Source organism: Nocardia tengchongensis (assembly GCF_054781395.1).
Genome location: NZ_BAAGUM010000018.1, coordinates 172,448 through 193,212, shown reverse-complemented (window position 1 = coordinate 193,212; position 20,765 = coordinate 172,448). Strand labels below are relative to the sequence as shown.

Annotated in this window: 20 protein-coding genes and 1 pseudogene; 10 read left to right on the top strand and 11 right to left on the bottom strand. The window is 69.1% G+C overall.

Translation table 11 applies throughout. The features are described from left to right. The first annotated feature begins 405 nt into the window (after positions 1-405). A complete protein-coding gene (locus ACYVKL_RS35520; protein WP_460774000.1) occupies positions 406-1,155 on the top strand; it encodes a hypothetical protein in 750 nt (249 codons plus the stop codon). Here the strand turns inward: ACYVKL_RS35520 and ACYVKL_RS35515 are convergent. Then, positions 1,152-1,340: a hypothetical protein gene (locus ACYVKL_RS35515; protein WP_213561486.1), complete on the bottom strand. Its 189-nt coding sequence runs from the start codon at positions 1,338-1,340 to the stop codon at positions 1,152-1,154. The two genes, ACYVKL_RS35520 and ACYVKL_RS35515, sit on opposite strands and share 4 nt — an antisense overlap. Before the next feature lie 370 nt (positions 1,341-1,710). Between ACYVKL_RS35515 and ACYVKL_RS35510 the strand changes: the two genes are divergently transcribed. Both ACYVKL_RS35510 and ACYVKL_RS35505 read left to right on the top strand, forming a co-directional pair. Beyond that, entirely contained in the window at positions 1,711-2,592 is an 882-nt protein-coding gene (locus ACYVKL_RS35510) for a helix-turn-helix domain-containing protein (protein ID WP_379166773.1), read from the top strand. Further along, entirely contained in the window at positions 2,589-2,786 is a 198-nt protein-coding gene (locus ACYVKL_RS35505; protein WP_379166771.1) for a DUF397 domain-containing protein, read from the top strand. The genes ACYVKL_RS35510 and ACYVKL_RS35505 overlap by 4 nt, the downstream gene beginning before the upstream one ends. 54 nt (positions 2,787-2,840) lie before the next feature. Here ACYVKL_RS35505 and ACYVKL_RS35500 read toward each other — a convergent pair whose 3' ends face one another. Beyond that, the gene (locus ACYVKL_RS35500; protein ID WP_213557174.1) at positions 2,841-3,062 is read right to left on the bottom strand and encodes a hypothetical protein; all 222 of its coding nucleotides are present in this window, start codon (positions 3,060-3,062) and stop codon (positions 2,841-2,843) included. Between the two features lie 66 nt (positions 3,063-3,128). Further along, positions 3,129-3,623, bottom strand: coding sequence for a carboxymuconolactone decarboxylase family protein (locus tag ACYVKL_RS35495; protein WP_379166769.1), 495 nt, complete (start codon positions 3,621-3,623; stop codon positions 3,129-3,131). Between the two features lie 88 nt (positions 3,624-3,711). Between ACYVKL_RS35495 and ACYVKL_RS35490 the strand changes: the two genes are divergently transcribed. Beyond that, positions 3,712-4,293, top strand: a complete 582-nt coding sequence (locus ACYVKL_RS35490; protein ID WP_379166767.1) for a CGNR zinc finger domain-containing protein — start codon at positions 3,712-3,714, stop codon at positions 4,291-4,293. Between the two features lie 94 nt (positions 4,294-4,387). Here the strand turns inward: ACYVKL_RS35490 and ACYVKL_RS35485 are convergent, their stop codons facing one another. The 6 genes from ACYVKL_RS35485 to ACYVKL_RS35460 all read right to left on the bottom strand — a co-directional run bounded on the left by ACYVKL_RS35485 (position 4,388) and on the right by ACYVKL_RS35460 (position 11,331). Continuing rightward, positions 4,388-5,419: an ATP-dependent 6-phosphofructokinase gene (locus ACYVKL_RS35485; RefSeq protein ID WP_357193366.1), complete on the bottom strand. Its 1,032-nt coding sequence runs from the start codon at positions 5,417-5,419 to the stop codon at positions 4,388-4,390. Between the two features lie 81 nt (positions 5,420-5,500). Continuing rightward, a complete protein-coding gene (locus tag ACYVKL_RS35480; protein WP_379166765.1) occupies positions 5,501-6,394 on the bottom strand; it encodes a serine hydrolase in 894 nt (297 codons plus the stop codon). Between the two features lie 130 nt (positions 6,395-6,524). Further along, the gene (locus ACYVKL_RS35475; RefSeq protein ID WP_379166763.1) at positions 6,525-7,478 is read right to left on the bottom strand and encodes a serine hydrolase; all 954 of its coding nucleotides are present in this window, start codon (positions 7,476-7,478) and stop codon (positions 6,525-6,527) included. After that, positions 7,468-9,267 carry a serine/threonine-protein kinase gene (locus tag ACYVKL_RS35470; protein WP_379166761.1) on the bottom strand — a complete coding sequence of 600 codons (1,800 nt, stop codon included), beginning with the start codon at positions 9,265-9,267 and terminating at the stop codon, positions 7,468-7,470. Before ACYVKL_RS35470 ends, ACYVKL_RS35475 begins: the two co-directional genes overlap by 11 nt. A gap of 58 nt (positions 9,268-9,325) precedes the next feature. Then, entirely contained in the window at positions 9,326-10,012 is a 687-nt protein-coding gene (locus ACYVKL_RS35465) for a response regulator (RefSeq protein WP_379166758.1), read from the bottom strand. Beyond that, positions 10,009-11,331: a sensor histidine kinase gene (locus tag ACYVKL_RS35460; RefSeq protein ID WP_379166756.1), complete on the bottom strand. Its 1,323-nt coding sequence runs from the start codon at positions 11,329-11,331 to the stop codon at positions 10,009-10,011. Before ACYVKL_RS35460 ends, ACYVKL_RS35465 begins: the two co-directional genes overlap by 4 nt. Positions 11,332-11,515: 184 nt before the next feature. On the opposite strand from ACYVKL_RS35460, the gene ACYVKL_RS35455 reads away from it, so the two are divergent. The 5 genes and pseudogenes from ACYVKL_RS35455 (at position 11,516) to ACYVKL_RS35435 (ending at position 17,948) form a co-directional block, all read left to right on the top strand. Beyond that, complete coding sequence (locus ACYVKL_RS35455) at positions 11,516-11,863, top strand: hypothetical protein (RefSeq protein WP_379166754.1); 348 nt, start codon at positions 11,516-11,518, stop codon at positions 11,861-11,863. Between the two features lie 40 nt (positions 11,864-11,903). Beyond that, positions 11,904-12,563, top strand: a pseudogene (locus ACYVKL_RS35450) (ABC transporter ATP-binding protein); the annotation flags it as partial. A 239-nt stretch (positions 12,564-12,802) separates the two neighbouring features. Continuing rightward, positions 12,803-15,298 carry an ABC transporter permease gene (locus ACYVKL_RS35445; protein ID WP_379166752.1) on the top strand — a complete coding sequence of 832 codons (2,496 nt, stop codon included), beginning with the start codon at positions 12,803-12,805 and terminating at the stop codon, positions 15,296-15,298. Between the two features lie 24 nt (positions 15,299-15,322). Continuing rightward, on the top strand, positions 15,323-16,840 hold the full coding sequence (gene gatB / locus ACYVKL_RS35440) for an Asp-tRNA(Asn)/Glu-tRNA(Gln) amidotransferase subunit GatB (RefSeq protein ID WP_379166750.1): 1,518 nt from the start codon (positions 15,323-15,325) through the stop codon (positions 16,838-16,840). 277 nt (positions 16,841-17,117) lie between these two features. Further along, positions 17,118-17,948 (top strand): MerR family transcriptional regulator, encoded by an 831-nt coding sequence (locus tag ACYVKL_RS35435; RefSeq protein ID WP_379166748.1) that lies wholly within the window; start codon positions 17,118-17,120, stop codon positions 17,946-17,948. Between the two features lie 30 nt (positions 17,949-17,978). Here ACYVKL_RS35435 and ACYVKL_RS35430 read toward each other — a convergent pair whose 3' ends face one another. Together ACYVKL_RS35430 and ACYVKL_RS35425 are read right to left on the bottom strand one after the other, a co-directional pair. Further along, complete coding sequence (locus ACYVKL_RS35430) at positions 17,979-18,104, bottom strand: hypothetical protein (protein WP_379166746.1); 126 nt, start codon at positions 18,102-18,104, stop codon at positions 17,979-17,981. Between the two features lie 288 nt (positions 18,105-18,392). Next, the gene (locus ACYVKL_RS35425; RefSeq protein ID WP_379167890.1) at positions 18,393-19,520 is read right to left on the bottom strand and encodes a PQQ-dependent sugar dehydrogenase; all 1,128 of its coding nucleotides are present in this window, start codon (positions 19,518-19,520) and stop codon (positions 18,393-18,395) included. A 197-nt stretch (positions 19,521-19,717) separates the two neighbouring features. Between ACYVKL_RS35425 and ACYVKL_RS35420 the strand changes: the two genes are divergently transcribed. Continuing rightward, positions 19,718-20,731, top strand: coding sequence for a DoxX family protein (locus ACYVKL_RS35420; RefSeq protein ID WP_379166744.1), 1,014 nt, complete (start codon positions 19,718-19,720; stop codon positions 20,729-20,731). Positions 20,732-20,765: the final 34 nt, after the last annotated feature.

Sequence of the window (20,765 nt, the reverse complement as noted above, 5' to 3'; positions counted from 1 at the left end):
CAGTCCGCCCTCCAGCCGGGCTCCCCGCAACCGGCTGCACCCCCGCAGCCCGCCCTCCAGCCGGGATCCCCACAACCGGCTGTCCCGCAGCAAGCCGCCGTGCCCAATTACGCTGCGCCACAACCGCAGTCCGCACCACTGACCCCGCCACTGCCGGAGGGGAGCCCCGCCTACCCGGTGCAGCCGCAGCCGCCTGCCCCGTACCCCGGAGCTGATCGACCGGCCGCCTCGCCACCGGCGCCGCAACAGCCGCAAAGGGATGCGGACCACATCGGCTCGGGACCGACCGTCCGGCCCTACCCGCAGGCTCCGGAAATTGCGCCCGCCGGTTACGCAGTGCCGCCGGCATTCCCACCCGCCGCGGTTTCCGGCTACCCGGTACCGCAGCCCGGGCACGAGGCTGTGGTGGCAGCGCCGCCGCCGGCGGGTGCCGACCAGGTTGGTTCGGGTCCGACGCGTCGCCCGCAGAGCGTCGGGGACGAGGTGTGGCAGCGGCCGACCGATGTCGTTCCGCAGCCGGTGGTTTCGGTGGGGCCGCCCGAGGAATCAGCCGAGGCTCCGGCGGAGAGTGCCGCGCTGCCCGGCGAGGAGGCGGGGTCGCCGGGAGCCGGTTCGGTGGTGCCGGTAGCGGTCGAGACGTCGGATGCCGTGGCGGCGCAGGTCGCGCCGGAGCATCGGACGTCGGCGGATCTCGCCGCGACGGAACAGGATTCACCGGGGTCGGGTGATGGGGAGAATGCCGCCTCGACGGCTGTCCCCGTCGGCGGCGAGGCCGAGGCGGGCAGTATGGCGCGGCATCCGGATTCGGGAGCCTTCGTGCCGCTGGGCGCGAACGATGCGATCGCGGGTGGCGTTGCGCCCGGGGGTGCGATCGACGCGATCGGGAGGGCTGTCGAGGGTCCGCCACCTGCGGAGTTCGTTGTGTCCGAGCCGGTTTCGGCGGGTGTCGAATTGTCGGCTTCTGGTCCCGTGGGGATGCCGGGGCAGGGTTATGGGCCGCCGCCGTTCGGGGTGGGGCCGGCCGGGCCGGGGTTGGTTCCGGTGCCGGGTCGGCGGGCGGAGGCGTCGTCGACCACCGCGCTGGTGGTGTTGGGGCTGGCGGTGGCGGCGCTGGTGTTGCTGGTGGCGGTGGCCGTGGTGGTGGTGTCGGGCTAGGGATGTCGGGCGCGGTCGTCGAGGACCATCTGGCCCTTCTCGACGAGGATTTGGCGGGCGCGGCGGCGGACCAGGCAGTTGTCCACGGTGCAGAACTTGTGGATCTGCATGGCTTGATGGGCCTGGGGGAGGCCCAGGTCGCCGGGGTCCATCGTGCAGTCGAACAGATACATCATGGTGTCCACCGGGGGCAGCGCAGGGGGCTGGGACGGTTCGCGGTCCGGCGCTGCGCTCGGTGTGCGGCGCGGGTACGCCGGGCCCACATCAGCCTATCGAGATTCATTGCGCGCCACGCCGCAATCGGATCCTTGCCGCGCCCGATCGGTGGGACGGTTCGGGGTGGATTTGGTGCGCCCGGCTCGGGGACGAGTGGGTCCAGAGATATCAGGGCTCCGGTTCTCACCGGGCGCGACTCCAGTCCAGCACCGTTTCGGTGAACCGGCAATCGATGTCGCGCCGCGGTGGGAAACTTTCCGAAAGCGCCAGGTCGGCATTCATATCGCGTGGGAGCATCATTCGCAGTGACCGAAACCAGCCTTCGTGGGGGAGGATTCGATGTCCGAGCACGGTTCGACGTTGCCGCGTCGGCAGCTGGGGAGGTACCTGCGCGAAGGCCGGATGCAGTGCAATATGACGATTGCCGAGGCCGCGGCGTTGATGGAGTGGAGCGAGTCCAAGCTGCAGCGGCTGGAGACCGGTAATGCGGAGAAGATCCGGGTGCTCGATATCCGCGAATTGTGCCGAATCTACGATTTCGACGACGAATTCGGTTCCGCCCTCACCGGCCTCGCGCAACAGGCCAGCGTCAAGTCCTGGTGGCACGAATACGACGATCTGATTCCCGAGGGTTTCAATGTGTATGTGGGCCTGGAAGCCTCGGCCCGCACCCTCATCTCGTACCAGCCGGAAATCATTCCGGGGCTGCTGCAGACCGCCGATTACGCGCGCGTCCTGATCAATGATTACTGGCCGGATGCCGCGAGCGACCAACTGGACCGCCGGGTGCAGTTGAAGACCCGTCGTCAAAGCCTCTTGACGCGCAAGCGAAGTCCCGCGTTCTTCGATGTGGTGGTGCATGAAGGCGCACTGCATCGCGTTGTCGGCGGCCGGCGCGTGATGGCCGCGCAACTGCGGCGGATGGCCGACATGTCGACACTGCCGACGATCGCTGTTCGGGTACTGCCGTTCTCGGCGGGCGTGCCGATCGGCCATACCGTGGGCCCGTTCGTGATCCTGGATTTCGGCCGCGACGCGGGCAATCGGCCCGTCGAGCCCACGGTCGTCTACCTGGAGAACTTCCTCGGCGACCTCTACCTCGAGAAACAGGCCGCGGTGGACCGATATCGCGAGGCATACCAGGCGATTCAGTGCGCCGCGCTGGACGAGACGACCAGCAGGGACGTCCTGCGAAGGGCAGCGAAGGAGTACGCGACGTGAGCGTCGAACCGGGCGTCCGGTGGTTCAAGAGCGCCCGCAGCACCGGGGCCAAGGAGTGTGTGGAGATCGCGTTCCTGGCCTGCGGTGTCGGGGTCCGGGACAGCAAGAACCCCACGGGTCCGGCGCTGATCTTCCCACCGGCGCAGTGGGACAGCTTCACCGCCGCCCTGGCCGCCGGGCGATTCGACCGCTGAAGGCTGGTGGGGCCGACAGGGTTCGAGCCCGGGGTCCGGCGGCGGCAGGGGTGTTCAGGCCGCGCGGGCGGCGGCGCGGGCGGAGTTGAGGGTGACGGCGGCGGCATTCCAGATGGCGTACCCGCTGACCGAGTAGGGCACCCAGGTGGGGTGGTGGATGACCAGCAGCACGATGGTGGCCACGGCCAATGCGACCGCGCGGACCACGATGCCGTTGTGCAACAGGGAGCGCAGCACCTGCGCGTCGATCAGGCTGGGGGACTTGACGGCGTTCATGATTTCCGACCTTAGGGATCCGCGCGTGGTCCCCGAGGGGACCATCAGCGCCAAGAATGGGAAAAATTACGCGGCGGGCCAATCGTTTTCGGTCTCGCCGACCTTGTTGACGTAGTTGGTCAGGGTCTGCAGGGCGACCAGGGCGACGATTTCGAGCACCTGCTCCTGCGTCCAGCCCGCGGCCAGCGCCGCGGCCGGATCGGCCTTGCCGCGGCTCTCGGTGAGTTCCCGGGCGAAGGCCACGGCCGCAGCCTCTTTCGGGTCGGCCGAGGTGCCCTGCTTGGCGGCCTCGATCTCCTCGCCGCTCAGCTTGGCGACCCGCTTGCCGGTGAAGGTGTGCGCGGCGACGCAGTAGCCGCAGTCGTTGGCCGCGCCGACGGTGAGTGCGATGCGCTCGGAGGTCGGGGCCGGCAAGGTGCCCTTCTTCAGCGCGCCGGCCAGTCCGAGGTAACCCTCCAGTACCACGGGCGCGTTGGCCATCACCTTGGTCATGTTCGGCACCCGGCCCATGCGCTTGCGGACCTCGTCCAGCAGCGGTGCGTGCTCGATCGGAGTGATCATGGCGTCCTCAACTTTCTAACGGAACATCGTGCTTTCACACGTTAGAACATCATGGCATCAAAGCGCAATACCCGTTAGAATTGGGGGCATGGTCGATCCTTTGGCACTCCGCTTGGCGAACACCATCCGCGCCACCAGCCGCGGCCTCACCGACGCCTTCGGCACTCCCGAATCCACCCGCGAGTGGCTGGTCGCCAATGCCGCGAATATCGGTGTCTACCTGGACCTCGAGGCCTACCTGCCCACCGAGGCCGAACGCGCCGCCCTGGTGGACCTGCGGCAGAGCGTGCGGGCGCTGTTCGCGGAATACGTTGCGCCGCATCCGCCCAGCTCCGCCGACGCGACCGTGCTGCCGCCGTTCCCCGAGGCGCTGGCCGCCGTCAACACCGCCGCCGCCCCCGCGCTCCGGCTGCTGGAATGGGACCGCGAGGGTCCCCGGCCCGAATACCGGCTGGTCACCACGAGCGACGTGGACACCGTCAAGGCCGGACTGGCCGACGCCACCATCGAATTCTTCGGCGGGCCGCAGGCCGCGCAGATCCGGGTCTGCCCGGCCCCGCGCTGCGTCCGGTACTTCGTGAAATCGCATCCGCGCCAGGAGTGGTGCTCGGTGGCCTGCGGCAATCGCGCCCGCGCGGCTCGCCACTACGCTCAGCATCGCGACGAATGAGCCGCGCCTGAACCTGCCCGGAACATGAAACGGCCCTCGCACCGGCAAGTGCGAGGGCCGTATCGGGAGCGTGCGCTCCCAGAGCTGTTCCGGCTCAGCCGAAGAAGGCGGCCGCCTCCCGATACCGTTCCTGCGGCACCAGCTTCAGCTGCTTGGTGGCCTCCGACAGCGGCACCAGTTCGATCTCGGTGCCGTGCAATGCCACCATCTGCCCGAATTGCCCGGCGTGCACGGCTTCCGCGGCATGCACGCCGAAACGCGTCGCCAGCACCCGGTCGTACGGCGTCGGCGTGCCGCCGCGCTGCACGTGGCCGAGCACGGTGACCCGGACCTCCTTGCCGATGCGCCGCTCGATCTCGCCTGCGAGCTGCTGTGCGACACCGGTGAATCGGACGTGCCCGAACTCGTCGATGCCGCCGTCGCGCAGCGTCATGGAACCGGGGTCGGGGTGCGCGCCCTCGGCGACCACGCAGATGAAGTGCGAATCCCCGCGCTGGAAGCGGCGTTTCACCATGGCGCAGACCTCGTCCACGTCGAAGGGCACCTCGGGGACCAGGGTCAGGTGCGCGCCGGAGGCGATACCGCAGTTGACGGCGATCCAGCCGGCGTGCCGCCCCATCACCTCGACCAGCATGACGCGCTGGTGGGATTCGGCGGTGGTGTGCAGCCGGTCGATGGCCTCGGTGGCGATGGCGACCGCGGTGTCGTGGCCGAAGGTGGTGTCGGTGCAGTCGATGTCGTTGTCGATGGTCTTGGGCACGCCCACCACGGACACGCCCTCGTCGGCCAGCCAGGAGGCCGCGGTCAGGGTGCCCTCGCCGCCGATCGGGATGAGGGCGTCGATGCCGTTGTCGTCGAGGGTCTGCTTGATGCGGGGGAGTCCGGCGCGCAGAACTTCGGGGTTGGTGCGCGCGGTGCCGAGGATGGTGCCGCCCTTGGTGAGCAGGCGATCGGTGCGGTCGTTGTTGAGGATCTGGATCTTGCGATCCTCGAGTAGCCCGCGCCAGCCGTCCTGGAATCCCACGATGGCATCACCCCAGCGACCGTTCGCGGTGCGAACGACAGCACGGATCACGGCATTCAGACCTGGGCAGTCTCCGCCTCCGGTCAAGACTCCGATGCGCATGAACCCCATCTTGCCCTGAGATGGGTGGCAGGTGGTCTCTACCCCCGTGAACCGCTGGTTACGGTTTCCCGGCCGCGCCGGCTAACCGGCCGGGCAGGCCCCGCCCTTGAGTTCGTCGAGGTGCTTGCCGATCAGGGTGGCGAGCTTGGTGAGGATGACGGTGCCGTCGTCGAAGGAGCCGGAATTGGGCTGGGTGGCAATCGCGATGGCGATCTGGCCGCCGCGGATCGGAATCAGTCCCACCTGCCGGACCAGGTAGTTCCCGCTGGTGTCGGGCCCCCAGCCGCCCTTGAACTGCGCTCCGTCCAAATTGCCCAGGCCCCAGCGCTGGCCGGAACTGATCTTGCCCATCAGCGTGGTGACCGAGTCGGACTCGGGCAGGCACGGCAGTTTCGACGCGAACTTCACCTGATCGGCCAGCGACCAGTCGGCCTGGCCGAAGGCCGAGTAGTCGGCGCGGGTGCGGGTGGCGGGCACCGTGGTCGCGGCGTCGCCGCCCTCGCGCAGCACGTCCTGGACGATCTGGGCCGCCGCGTCGGGGGAGCCCAGCGACTGCCAGAGGGTGTCGGCGGCGGCGTTGTCGGAGTACTCGATGGCATTGACGGCCGCCACCTGATTGCCCGAATTCTTGCGCAGCGCCGCGAGCGTCAGCGGCACCTTCATGGTCGACCAGCCCGGACCCGAGGCCCAATCGCCCAGTGTCACCAGCTGATCGCTGCCCACCGGAATGAGTGCGAGACCCACCTTGCCGGACAGCGACGGCTTCAGTTCATTGACGAAATCCCAGGCCAGGGTGCCGGGTAGCGATACCGCGGTGGCCGGAACGGTGGCCGCGGCCGTCGCCGGGGCGCTCGTTTTGTCCGGTACCAGAACAGGTTTGCTGGTACACGCGGCGAGCGCGCCCAGCGCCAGCACCAGGGCGCCGCGACCGGCGGCACGAACCAGCCGCCGTCCGCGTGAATACGGTGCGTGCACCCATCGACCTCCATCTGCTCCGGCGTCCGGGGCGTTCCCTGTTCCTAGCGGACACGCCCGGACCCGTCAATCTCAGGGATTGTTGTGGGTCCGGACGGCGGGGGTCAAATGCGGTGGGTACGGTCGTTTTTCAGTGCGAGCAGAGGCCGCCGCGCAGATCGGGCAGGTGGTCGCCGATCAGCAGGGCGAGTTTGTCCATCATGTCGGTGGCGTCATCGAAACTGCCCGAGGCGGGTTCGGCGGCCAGGGCCACGGCGACCGGACCGTTGAAGGTCGGGATCAGGCCGAACTGGCGGACGGTGTACTTGCCGGTGTCGTCGTCGGGACCCCAGCCGCCCTTGAACTCCGCGCCGATCAGCCGGCCCAGTCCCCAGCTCTGGCTGGGGGTGATCTCGCTCATCAGCGAGACAACGGAATTGGCGCGCGGCAGGCAGGGCAGCCGGGAGGCGAAGTGCACCTGGTCGGCGAGCGACCAGTCGGTGGCGCCGAAGGCGAGCAGGTCGTCCGATTCCAGGGCGGCCAGTTTGGTGTGGCGGGCGGCGACGTCGGTGGTGGCGTCGCCGGCCTCGCGCAGGATCGCCTCGACCGCGTCGGCGGCTTCGCTGCCGGTGCCCAGTGAGGTCCAGAGCGTCTGCGCCGCATCGTTGTCGGAGAAGGTGATGGCGGCCTCGGCGGTGGAGCGCATGCCGGTGGGGTCGTGGCGCAGTGCGGCCAGGGCCAGCGGCACCTTGATGGTGGACCAGGCGATGCCGGTGGTCCAGTCGCCCAGCAGGGTCATGTCGCCGCCGCCGACCGGCATCACGGCGACTCCGATGCGACCGTCGAGTCCGGCCTTCAGATCCGCGAAATCCGCTGCGAACGCGACGGTTTTCGGCAAACCGAAAAGTTCGGGCAATTCGGGCGCGATCAGGTTCGGGGTCTGCAACTTGGAGCTGTCACCCACCGGCTTGATCTCATCGGCCTGCGCCGAAGAATGGTGCACCGCACCGACATCCAGGCTGCACCCCGACACGGCCAGCACAGCCGCCATCGCCAGCCCGCGCACAAAACCCTTGCAACAGGCCGGAATCGGATCAGTAGACATACACCACCGCGTTCTCACCACCGACGCAGGTCACCAATTTGCCTGCGGCCGTGCAGTTCATCGTGTAAGACCGGCCGGTCACCGGACTCACTGCCACCACAGTAACCGGCGACCCCGGCCGACCAGTAGCCGTATCGGCATAAGACCGGCGAACCGCCTCCGCGAAAGGACACGACGTGACCGTGTTCCCGATCGCGGAATTGGCGAAGCCGCCCTGCGCCGCGTACGTCGGTGGACACGGCGTCGAACCCGGCGGCAGCTGCACCGACTCGGACGCCGTGGTCGTCACCGCCGGACCCGTCTGCTGCGAGCGCGGTGGGGTCGTACCCGGAACACCCTGCGTTGCCGTCGTTATGGGTGTTTCGTTGCCGGAGCGGTCGAGGACTTGCCAGCCCACCGCACCCGCGATCGCGGCCAGCGCCACCACCAGCACCGCGATCGAGATCGGCACCGCCACCGACTTCTTGCGCCGCCGCCCCGGCGCCCAGGGCTCGGGCTGCACGATGGCGTGCTCGGAGGTCGGGTACAGCGACGGATCGGGCGCCGGCGCGTACGGGAAGTCCCGCTGCTGCGCCTGGGCGTGCCCCCACACCGCCTGCTGCTGCGCGTCCGGCGGCAGCGGCGTGTAGTGGAAGTCGCTGACCCGCACCCGGGTCGGATCCGACGGCGTGATGATCGGCAGATCACTGCTGGGGGAGGGATCCTCGGCCGCCGGGAAGGACCCGGTGATGTAGGCCGGGATCGAGGTCGTGCCCGGCGCCCGGCCGGGATTGGTCTGCCGCACAGTGGGATCCGAGTTGCGGGCCGGAGCCGGCGGAGTGCCGCCCGGCAGCAGGGTGGTCGCCGGACCGGCGGGCCCGCCCGTCGGCAGCACGGTGGTCGGCGGGCCCACGGGCGGACCCGGCGGCACGGTCCGGCCGGGCCGCGGCGGTTCGCCCGGCAGACCCGGGACACCCTGACCCCCGGCCAGCGCCGTCCGCGCGGCGCGGGCGAATTCACCCGCGGTGTAGAAGCGATCGTTCGGGTCCTTGGCCAGTGCCTTGGCGACCACCCCGTCGAGGGCGGCCGGAATCCCGCCGCGCAGCATGCTGGTCAATGGCGGCGCCTCGGACAGGTGCGAGCGGATCAGCACGCTCATGTTGTCGGCCGGGAACGGCTTGTCGCCGGTGAGGCACTCGTGCAGCACACAGCCCAGCGAATAGATGTCGGCGCGGCCGGACACCGGGCCCGCGTCGAAACGCTCCGGGGCCATGTAGGCGTAGGAGCCCACGGCCGTGCCGGTCATGGTGATGGTCGAGTCGCCCTCGGCGCGCGCGATGCCGAAATCGGCGAGATATGCGAAATCCGCATCGGTGACGAGGATGTTCGCGGGTTTGACGTCGCGGTGCACCAGCCCCGAATAGTGGGCCGCGTCCAGCGCCGCCGCCACCTGCTCGATGATCCCGACGACCCGCAGCGGCGGCAGCGCGCCGAACTGGTCCAGCAGCGAACGCAGATCCCGCCCGCGCACCAGCCGCATGTCGATGTAGAGCACACCGTCGATCTCGCCCCAGTCGTGGATGGGGATGATGTGCGGTTCCGCCAGCCGCGCCGCCGCCTGCGACTCGCGCCGGAAACGCTCCTGATAGGACGGATCCTTGGCGAGCTCGGCGGGCAGCAGCTTGAGGGCGACGACGCGATCCTTGGACGTGTCGTAGGCCTCGTAGACCTCGCCCATGCCGCCCCTGCCGAGCAGCGAGCGCAACTCGTACGGCCCGAACCTGCTCCCGGCCCGCGATGGCGCATCCACCCCGTCAAACCTCCACACTCATGGGAGGGAAGCAGACGAGGACCCGCGACCCACCCCTCTAAGAGGTGGATTCTCCCGGTGCGACTACGCCGTGGTCAAACGCAAAGACGATGGCGGCGGAGCGGTCGCGTAACCCAAGCTTCCCGAAGATATGTCCCACGTGGCTCTTCACCGTTACTTCCGAGATGCCGAGAGTGCTCGCGATCTCCGCGTTGACCCGGCCTCTGCCGATCAACTCCAGCACCTCGAGCTCACGAACGGTGAGCTCGGAGAGCCGATTGCCACCGGCCGCGGGAGTGGGACGCGCCGAACGGTAGGTGGTCAGGACACGCGGGGTGACGGTCGGATCCAGCCACGAACCACCGCCCGCGACCGTGCGCACCGCGCGGATCAGATCCTCGGCGGGGGAGTCCTTGAGCAGAAAACCGGCCGCGCCCGCCCGCAGCGCGCCCGACAGCAGCTGCTCGTCGTCGAAGGTGGTGAGCACCAGCACCGGGGGAGCGTCCGGGGTGCCGCGCAGGGTGCGGGTGGCCTCGATGCCGCCGATCCGCTTCATCCGCAGGTCCATCAGGACCAGATCCGGGCGGTGCGCCGCGACCGCGGCCGGCACCTCGTCGCCGTCGGAGCATTCGCTCACCACGAAACCGTCGCGGCGGCGCAGGATTCGGCGCAGTCCGCCGCGTACCAGCTCTTGATCGTCGACGACGAGTACGCCGATCACTTCCTCGTCCGGACGGTCGGTCACACACCCTCCTGGGGCTTCATGATGATGGCCTGCACCGCGGTGCGCAGGCCGTGTTCGGCGGCGGCCACACAGGGCCACTGACCGCTGGTCGGGATTCGGGCGCGCACCTGCCAGCCCTCGGCCGTGGGTTCCGAGGTCAAGGTGCCGCCGAGCGCTGCGAGGCGCTGGCGCATGCCCGAGATGCCCATCCCGCGGCCGGGTCGCGCCAGCGCGCCGGCGGGCAGTGTGTTGACCACGGTGAGATCGATATTCCTGGCGTGCACCAGGATTCGAACCTGGGCGCGCGCCCCCGGCGCATGCTTGGCGACATTGGCGAGGGACTCCTGGCAGACGCGATAGAGCGCCAGCCCCAGCGCGGCCGAGACCTCGGTGCGGTCGCCCTCGGATCGGAAGTCGATCTCCATGCCCGCGCGGATGAAATCCGAGACCAGCTCCCCGATGTCCTCCATACCGGGTTCGGGTCGCTGCGGGCCGGACCGCTCGCCGAGCAGGCCGACCGTGCGGCGGATGTCGGCCATGGCCTGACGGCCCAGCCGTTCGGCGTCGGAGAGCGCGTCGATCGCCTCGTCCACATCCCGGTCGGTCTGCAAAGCGTGCCGCGCCGCCGTCACGTGGAGCAGCGTGATGCTCAGCGAATGCGCGATGACATCGTGCACCTCACGCGCGATGCGCCGGCGCTCCTCCACCGCCGCCGCCTGCGCGCGGACCTCCTGGTAATCGCGCTCCTGATACAGGTAGCGGCGCTGATAGTTGAGCAGCTGACCGGTGAACCAGGCGAACAGGATGCCCAGCGCGAACCAGGTCAATCCATCGATGTGCCGGACCGATCCGAAGAACATGAGCTCGGCGAACATGGCCACGCCGACCGCCACACTGACAGCCGTGCGGGCGATGGCCGCGATCTCCCCGGCGATGACGATCAGGATCAGCGGCGCGGCATCCAGCGGCACCGGCTGCATCAGGAACAGGGCCACCGCGGTCATGGTCAGCCCGGCCAGCAGCACCGGGCGCGGCTTGAAGTCGAGAATGATGCACGGCGGGCCGGTCACGTAGACCAGCAGCAGTGCTGCCACCGCGAAGACGCTGGGGAAATACCCGGCGGCCACCCGTTGCGCGAAGGCCGTCGTGGCGACGGTGTACAGCATCAAATCCACCAGCACCGCCATCGAGGCTGGGTAGTCGAACCCGGTCGCCTCCACCCAGCGCTGATAGTCGGCGATCGGATTGCGCACGAACCGCCGGAACCCCGCACCGGTGCGGCGCAGTCCCTCCAGCAACTCCTGCCCCAGGGCCGCGGGGGTGGCGCTGGTCACGTTCATTCTGCAAGGCTATCCGTCGAATCAGACGGCGTACATCGTCCGGCGGCAGGGGGCCATCTCCTACCGGGGTAGGAGGTCAAGTCGCGTCCGCGGCACGAAGACAGGGGTGACCGCGCGCTCGTAGTTTGAGGACAACAGCCGACACGCCCGCCACCAGCTGGGCGTTCAACGAGAGGTTGGCGTCATGTCCTGGGCAGATTTTCACGCTCGCACCGACATCCTGCACACCGTCCTGGACCGGGCGGCCCGCATCGACTTCACTCGAAATCCCGCTGATCCCAAGCTGTTCGACGACCTACCGGAACTGGAGCGGCTCTTCGGCGGACCCGGCGGCGTGCTGCTGGCGCTGCGGAACCGCTGGGAGAACCACCTCACCGTGAAGCTCGAAAACGCCATGGAGAAAGGCGTTCTGGCGCACGAGGTGTACACCGAGCTCTGCGCCGAACAGCCGGCGCTGCGCGCGATCCTCGACGCCTACGACACCGACCACCTGTACCACCGCCGACCTCGCCTGCGCGCGCTGGCCGGCTGACCGCACCACGCCGATGGCACTGATCTTCGAGGGGTAGACCATGCTGGAATTGACCGACGTCACCAAGGAATACCGGGTGGGTGAGCAGGCGGTGCGCGCCCTGGACGGCGTCAGCCTGCGGATCGGGGCGGGGGAGTTCACCGCGATCGTCGGACCCTCGGGCTCGGGCAAGAGCACGCTGCTGCACCTGCTCGGCGCACTGGACTCCCCGGACTCCGGGTCGATTCGATTCCAGGACAAGGAGATCGGCGACCTCGATGACGACGCGCAGTCCGAATTCCGGCGGCACCGCGTAGGTTTCATCTTCCAGTTCTTCAACCTGCTGCCCACCCTCACCGCGTGGGAGAACATCGCCATCCCGAAACTGCTGGACGGCACCGGATTACGCAAGGCCAAGCCGCGCGCCCTCGAACTGCTCGACCTGGTGGGACTCGGCGAACGCGCCGACCACCGGCCCGCCGAACTGTCCGGCGGCCAGATGCAGCGGGTCGCGGTGGCGCGGGCGCTGATCATGGATCCGCCGCTCATCCTGGCCGACGAACCCACCGGCAACCTCGACTCCAAGACCGGCGCCTCGATCCTGCAGCTGCTCGCCGACATCACCGAGGCGGGCAACTCCGTCGTCATGGTCACCCACGACATGGGCGCGGTGCGCTACTGCGACCGCGTGATCAACCTGCGCGACGGGCGCATTGGCTCCATCGACCGAGTCGAGCGCGGAGCGAATGGTGAGGTCAAGACGGTTCCCGAGCCGGGGCACGAGGGGACCGCACACGCAGCCGACGCCACCGTGGTCTCCGCCAATTCTGGTGCGGCTGCTGCCAATGGGGATGGCGTTGCCGGCAACGGAGCTCGAGCCGCGGGCAGCGGGAACGGTGCTGCTGCCGCCGGGGCCGACGCGGACGGTGCCGCCGCCAACGGGGCCGGGGCGGTGCGCGCATGATCCGCGCCGCCTGGGATCGGCTGCGGCTGTTCAATATCGGTGAGCTGCTCGCACACCGCGCCCGCACCATCATGGCCATGGTGGTGATGGGAGTCTCGGCGGGACTGCTGGTTTCGGTGTTCAGCATCTCCGGGTCCATCACCGGATCGGTGGACAAGCTCACCCACAGTCTCGGCGGCAAGGCCGCGCTCGAGGTCAGCGGTATCACCGACGCGGGCTTCGATCAGTCGCTGCTGCAACAGATCCGGACCGTGCCCGGGGTCGAGACGGCCGCGCCGATGCTGCGCCAGTCCATCGGGGCCGATGCCGACCGGGCGCTGCTGATCGGCGTGGACCAGACCATCGCCCAACTGGGCAGCGATCTGGGCGGGACGCTGAAAGACCAGGCGGGCAAGCTGCTCACGGTCCCCAACGGCGTGCTCGTCGGCTCCGCCATGGGGCATCGCGAAGGCGAGCGATTCCAGCTCGGCACGGTGACCGCCACCGTCGCCGGCGTCATCGACGACGCCACCGCCGCCAAGCTCAACGGCGGTCACATCGTGTTCGCGCTGCTGCCGGTGGCGCAGAAGATCACCGGCCGGGCCGGGCACCTGGACTCGGTGCAGATCGTCGCCGCCCCGAACACCGATGTGGGGCAGCTGCGTTCGGACCTGACCACGGTGGTGGCGGGCCGGGCCGTGGTCGCCGATCCGGACCTGCGGACCGCGCAGGCGGGCGGCGCGATCATGCTGGTCCGCTTCTCCACCCTGGCGTCCTCGGCGGCGGCGCTGATCGTGTCGACCTTCCTCATCTACAACGCCATGAGCATGGCCGTGGCGCAACGCCGTCCGACGCTGTCGCTGCTGCGGGCCATGGGCGGCAAGCGCGGGCCGATGGTGCGCGACCTGCTCGCCGAGGCGGCGCTGCTCGGACTGCTGGGCGGTCTGGTCGGCGCGATCATCGGAATCTTCATGGGCCGCACCGCGATCCATCAACTGCCCGCGGCGATCGTGAACTCCGTGGAGTCCCGCACCGAATACGAGGTGCCTGGCTACGCGGTACCGGTGGCGATCGCGGCCTGCGTGCTGGCCAGCGTCGCCGCCGCGGCTCTGGCCGCCCGGCAGGTGTACAAGGTCGCGCCCATCGAGGCGCTGGCGCCGGTCGGCGTCGGCACGGCCGACCAGGTGAGTCCCCTGCTGCGCTGGTCCGCGGCCGCTCTCGGCCTGGTCATGGTGGGCGGCGGCATCGCCGTCGCCGAGGTCGACCTGGGCCGCTACTCGATCGGCGCGATCTCGCTGTCCATCGCCGGATCCGTGGTGCTGTGCTTCGCCGCCACCGGTCCCATCGTGCGCGCGGTCGCCGCGGTCGCCGGGCTCTTCGGCGCGCCCGGCGCTCTGGGTGCGACGACCATCGAACGTGCGCCGCGCCGGGTGTGGGCCACCGTCATGACGGTCATGATCGGGATCACCGCCATCGTCGCCATGGGCAACGCCAGCCGCAATATGGTCAGCGCCGCCACCGACAGCTTCGAGGGCCTGGGCCGCACCGACGTGTTCGTCAGCCCGACCGCCATGGAGCAGTTCCCGACCGGGCCACTGCTGCCCGCCGACCTGAAGGCGAAGCTCGCCGCCCTCCCCGGCGTCGGCGGAGTCGGTTCGGCGCAAATGGCTTTCGCGACCCTGGGCCGCGGCCGCGTCATGCTGCAGGGATACGAGGACGGCGTCGCGCGCACCTCGGCGCTCGACGACGTGAGCAAGGCCGACCAGGCGCGCATGGCCGCGGGCGAGGGCATCGTCATCTCCCGCGACGTGGCGCGCTCGCTCGGCGTGGACGAAGGCTCCGAACTGGCCCTGCCCACCCCGTCCGGGGAACACCGGGTGAAAGTGCTGCGCGTAGTGCCGTACTTCTCCGCCATCGCCGGGGTCGTCGTGCTCGACCTCGACATCATGCGGCAGTGGTACCAGCGGCCCGGCGAGACCATCATCGGCATCGACTTCGCGCCCGGCGCGGATCCCGCCGCGGTCATGGCCGCCGTCCGCGCCGCCGTGCCCGGCGACATCCACGTCAGCACCGGACGGCAAGCGGTGGACGCGATCTCCTCGAGCGTGCAGCAGGGCACCGCGATCAGTGCCGCCATCCTCTGGATCGTGGTCCTGGTCGCCACCGTCGCGCTGCTCAACACCCTGATGCTGTCGGTGCTCGAACGCCGCCGCGAACTCGGTGTGCTGCGGGCCATGGGCACCAGCCGCCGCTTCCTGCTGCGCACCGTGCTCACCGAGGCCGCCGGCATCGGATTGACGGGCGCGGCACTGGGACTGGCGATCGGGTCGGCCGTGCACTATCTGGCGACCGTCGCGCTCGGGCACGCCATCGCCATGGACATCGCCTATCGCCCCAGCCCGCTGCTGGTGTTGTACGCGGTCATCGCGCTCGGACTGGCCCTGCTCGGGGCGATTCCGCCCGCCCTGCGCGCGGCCCGGCTGCCCATCGTGGAGGCCATCGCCGTGGACTGATCGGCGGTAAATAGGATGGAGCGCATGAGCGCAGCGACCGTGGACTTGATGGACTACTCCGATGTCATCGACCGGTACGAACCGGTGCTCGGCATGGAGGTACACGTCGAGCTGGGCACCGCGACCAAGATGTTCTGCGGCTGCCCCACCGAATTCGGCGCCGAGCCCAACACCCAGGTGTGCCCCGTGTGCCTGGGCCTGCCGGGCTCGCTGCCGGTGGTGAACGAGAAGGCCGTGGAGGCCGCGATCCGGATCGGTCTCGCGCTGAACTGCTCCATCACCCCGTGGGGCCGGTTCGCGCGCAAGAACTACTTCTACCCGGATCAGCCGAAGAACTACCAGATCAGCCAGTACGACGAGCCCATCGCCACCAACGGCTACCTGGACGTGACCCTCGATGACGGCTCGATCTTCCGGGTCGAGATCGAGCGCGCCCACATGGAGGAGGACACCGGCAAGTCGCTGCACGTGGGTGGCGCCACCGGCCGCATCCACGGCGCGTCGCACTCGCTGCTGGACTACAACCGCGCGGGCGTGCCGCTGATCGAGATCGTCACCAAGACCGTCGAGGGCGCCGGCGAACGCGCCCCCGAGGTGGCCCGCGCCTACGTGACCGCGCTGCGCGAGGTTCTCAAGTCGCTCAACGTCTCCGACGTGAAGATGGAGCAGGGCTCGCTGCGCTGCGACGCCAACGTGTCGCTGATGCCCAAGGGCGCCAAGGAATTCGGCACCCGCACCGAGACCAAGAACGTGAACTCGCTCAAGAGCGTCGAGGTCGCGGTGCGCTACGAGATGCGGCGTCAGGCCGCGGTGCTGGCCGCCGGTGGCGAGATCCTGATGGAGACCCGCCACTTCCACGAGACCGACGGCACCACCTCCGCGGGCCGCATCAAGGAGACCGCCGAGGACTACCGCTACTTCCCGGAGCCCGACCTGGAGCCCGTCGCGCCCGACGCCGCCTGGGTCGAGGAGCTGCGCGGCACCATCCCCGAGTACCCGTGGCTGCGCCGCGCCCGCATCCAGTCCGACTGGGGCCTGTCCGACGAGGTGTTCCGCGACCTGGTCAACGCCGGCGCGCTGGACCTGATCATCGCGACGGTCGACGCCGGCGCCTCGGTCGACGCCGCCCGCTCCTGGTGGGTCGCCTACCTGACGGAAAAGGCCAAGGAACACAACGTTTCAGCGCTGGAGGACCTCGCCATCACCCCGAAGCAGGTCGCCGAGGTGGCCGGGCTGGTCGAGGCCAAGACCATCAACAACAAGGTCGCCAAGCAGGTCGTCGACTTCGTCCTCGCCGGTGAGGGCGAACCCGCCGCCATCGTCGAAGCCAAGGGCCTCGGCATGGTCTCCGACGACTCCGCCCTGCAGTCCGAGGTCGAGAAGGCCCTCGCCGCCAACCCCGACATCGCCGAGAAGATCCGCTCCGGCAAGGTCCAGGCCGCCGGCAAGGTCGTCGGCGACGTCATGAAGGCCACCCGCGGCCAGGCCGACGCCGCCCGCGTCCGCGAACTGGTCCTGGCCGCCTGCGGCGTCGAGGGCTGATCACCCGCGACAAGGACTGACCCGCAAGCATTGCGGCGAAGGCCGGCCGGGAGACATCGTGGTGGAACCGGCGTCGGTGAGCGTGGTCCGCTACACCCCGACCGCCCACTACATGTGGCGCTCGGTGGCGCGCGGCTGACCCCGCGCGCTGCTGGTCGGGCCATCACCCACCGAACTCTCGTCCTCGGGGCGCGCGGCACCAGCCGCGCGCCCCGAGCCTTTTGAGTGATCATGGGCTTGACCCTCACACCGTGTGAGGCCAGAACCTGGAGGAGTCATGTTCAGTATCGGAGACTTCGCCAGGTTCGGATCGGTGTCGGTACGAATGCTGCGCCACTACGACGAGATCGGACTGCTGCCGCCGTCCGAGGTGGATCCGTGTTCGGGCTATCGGTTCTATGCAGCCGATCAGCTCGCGCGGCTCAACCGCATCGTCGCGTTGAAGGATCTCGGCTTCACCTTGAACCAGGTGGCCGAGATGCTCGACGGGCAGCTGTCCGCGGATCGGTTGCACGGCATGCTGCAACTGCGTCGCGCGCAGCTGGCCAATCAGGTGGCCGCGGATACCGCCCGGCTCGCGAGCGTCGAGGCGAGGCTCCTGCGTATCGAAAGGGAGGGTGTCATGCCCGAGCAGGAAATCGTCGTGAAAGCACTGGCCGCCACGCTCGTCGCCGAAATGAGCGATGTGGCCGCCGAATCCGGTGAGGCCGCGGTCGGCCCGATCATCGAGCGGCTGTATGCCCGTCTCGGCAAGGCGATTCCGGAATCCGGACTCACCATCACCGGCGCGCCCGTGGTGTATTACGAAGAGCTCGAGGAAGGTCTGCGGGTGCACGTCGCGCATCAGGTCGCGGGTGAGGCGGCTCCCGGCGCCGACTTCGACCTGCGGCACCTGCCCGAGATCGCGCAGGCCGCCACCCTCGCGCACCGCGGCAAGCTCACCGATCTGTGCGTGTCGTTCGAGGCGATGGGCCGCTGGGCCGACGAAAACGGTTACGCCCCCAACGCTCCCATCCGCGAGGTCTATCTCAACGCCCCCGGTGATCCCGCGTCCGCCGAATGGGTCGTGGAACTGCAAATGCCGGTCGCGCAGGCCGCACATTCGTGAGACCCGTCGCAACCGGCATCGAGTGGGGACCTACATGCTGCCCCAGGACTGCAGCAGGTAGGTGATGTTCGCCATGGTGGAAGTCAAGATGTCGGCGAAGTTCAAAGCGGCCGAACCCAAGTCGACACTGCCGCCGCCACCAGCGATAAAATTCATCATTCCTCCATGATTGCTAACTGTTTGCGACGCCCACGGTATCAGATGGAAACATTGCAATTTCACTCTGTTTGGTGCCGACACCGGCCAGTGGTAGTTCAGCTATAGCAGCTGGAAACGCTGGCTTTTCTGGGGGTTTCGGGAGATTTGGTCAGGGTCGGGAACTTCATCCCGTGAGAGGTTTGCCGGTCATTGCCGGAAGTGAGCTCGGCCATCGAGGTAGGCCGCTACGGAAAGCACTGCGGCGCACAGCGGATTGCTGTGCGCCGCAGTCGGAGCCGGTGGTGACTAGTCCGGTCCGTTGCCCTGACCCGAGGTCGGCGGCGGAATGCGCACCACCCGGTCGTCGTACTGATTGGGATTGCCGTCGGGCTTGTTGACGGTGCCGACCCAGATATTGCCGTCGCCGCCGATCGCCGCGCCGTCCAGCCGGCCGTACTTGTCCTGGGCCAGCAGCGACGGCGCGGCCGTGACCGCGTGGCTGTTCTTGTCGGCCGTCGCGATGGCCAGCGCCTTCTGATTGGTCATCGAGATCGCGACCGCGTCCGTGGCCGCCGCGCACCCCGCGACACCCGGATGATCGGGCCAGGTCCACGCCTTCACCGCGACGCCGTCCGCGCCGACGCGCTGCAACCGGTCCTCGGTGGCGGTGCGGTCGGTGATCCAGATGGAACCCTTGCCGTCCGAGCACACACCGCCCGCCACACCGATCCCCGACACCACCACGTCCGCGGCCGCGCCGGGCGCGGGGGAGTTGATGCTCAGCAGCTTCCCGGCCAGCGAACCGGTGTCACCGGCCAGCGACGGGTTGCCCGCGTCGCCGGTCAGGATCAGCATGCGATCGTGCGAGGAGAAGTCGATCGACCCGCGATTACCGTTGGGGCCCTTCGGGATTCCGGTCAGAATTGGCTTGGGCACGCCACCGTCGGTGGAGATGCGCACCACCCGGTTGTCGGTCGGCGTCGTCACGTACGCGTAGACCAGGCCGTCCTCACCGAAGGTGGGGGAGAGCGCCAGGCCGGTGACCCCGCCGTCCCCGGCCGGATCCACGTCGAGCCGCGCCACCTCGACCGGCGCGGGCGGCTCGCCCTCGTCGGTGGCGATCACCTTCAGGATGCGTCCGGTGGTGCGCTCGGCCACCAGCGCGCTCCCGCCGTCCGGCAGCGCGACCAGCCCGCCGGTGGTGTCCAGACACGAAACCACCACCGCCAGATCGGGATCCACACACGGCAGATCCGGGCGCTTGGCATTGGACGGCGGCGCCTTCGGCGTGGTGGTCTTGGGTTCGGCGTCCTGCCAGGTCGGCTCGGTCGTGAACGGGCTCGAGGCGCGATCGTCGAAGCGGGCGCAGCCGGACAGCAGCACGGCGCCGAGCGTCACGCCCAGCACGACCCGTCCCGCGCCCACGCGAACCATCCGTGCACCCACCCCGACACGGCCAGCGGCAACCACACTCATGGAGGAGACGTTACGGAAAACCTGCCGTCACCGCTCGGACGGGGTGTCGCAAATGTGCTGTCGTGGCCGAACACTTCGCCGCCCGGTGAATCGGGCGGCGGACACGCCCGTGCGCTGCCGCCTACCGGGCGGTCGCGGCTAATACTCTGGCCCGGGTGACGAACAAGCCGAACGAGCCGTCCGCCGCGGCGGGCGAGGCCACGCCCTCTGCTCCGCGACCGGCCGGTGAACCGGTCCGCAGCCCCTTCGACTCGCCGACCGAACAGTTCACCACCTCGTCCGGCGTGCAGACCACGGAGAAGCTCACGACCGAGAAGCTCACGCAGGTCACCGAGGTGCTCGGGAAGCCGAGCGATGTCCTCGGTCAGCCCGCCGATGTCCTCGGTCAGCCCGCCGCGAAACTCACCTCGCCGCCCGAGAAGCTGAGTCACGCCACCGAGCGGACGCTGCCGCGCACCGACGAGGAGCTAGGCCTGGATCTCGACGTCCCGCTCTACTCCCAGGTCAAGAACGCCATTCCGGGCGCGGCCAACAGCACCACCACCGAGCCGTCCCCGACCTACTCCTTCGCCAGCATCCCGCCGGCCCCGGCCGCGCCCGGCGAGGGCAATGGCAGACGCCGCCGTGACGATCGCCGGGGCACGCTGGATCTGGGTCTGCTGCTGCTGCGCCTGGTCATCGGCGGCACGTTCATCTACCACGGCCTGCAGAAGTTGACCGGCTGGTTCCACGGCCCCGGTCTCGACGGCATCCGGACCTCGATGGAGAGCGGCGGCTGGAAGCACGTCAACCTGGCCGCGCCCATGCTCATCGCGGGCGAACTCGGCGGTGGCGTGCTGGTGGTGCTCGGCCTGGCCACGCCGCTCGCCGCGGGTGCGCTGCTCGCGGTCATCCTGGACGCGTGGATGTGGAAACAGGGCATGGTGCCCGGATTCCAGTACTCCGCCAAGACCAATTCGGTCGAGCTGGACTCGGTGATGGTCGGTCTCACCACCGCATTGATTCTCACCGGCCCCGGCCGCTACTCGCTCGACCGCAACCGGGCCTGGTCCACGCGGCCGTTCCTGGGTTCACTGGCCGCCTTCGTGGCCGCGGTGACCGCGGCCATCCTGGTCTATATCTATCTGCACGGCGGCAATCCGCTGACCGGTATCGGCCCGTTCAAGTAGCCGAGACTCGAAAAACGAAGCGGCCGGGCTCGAT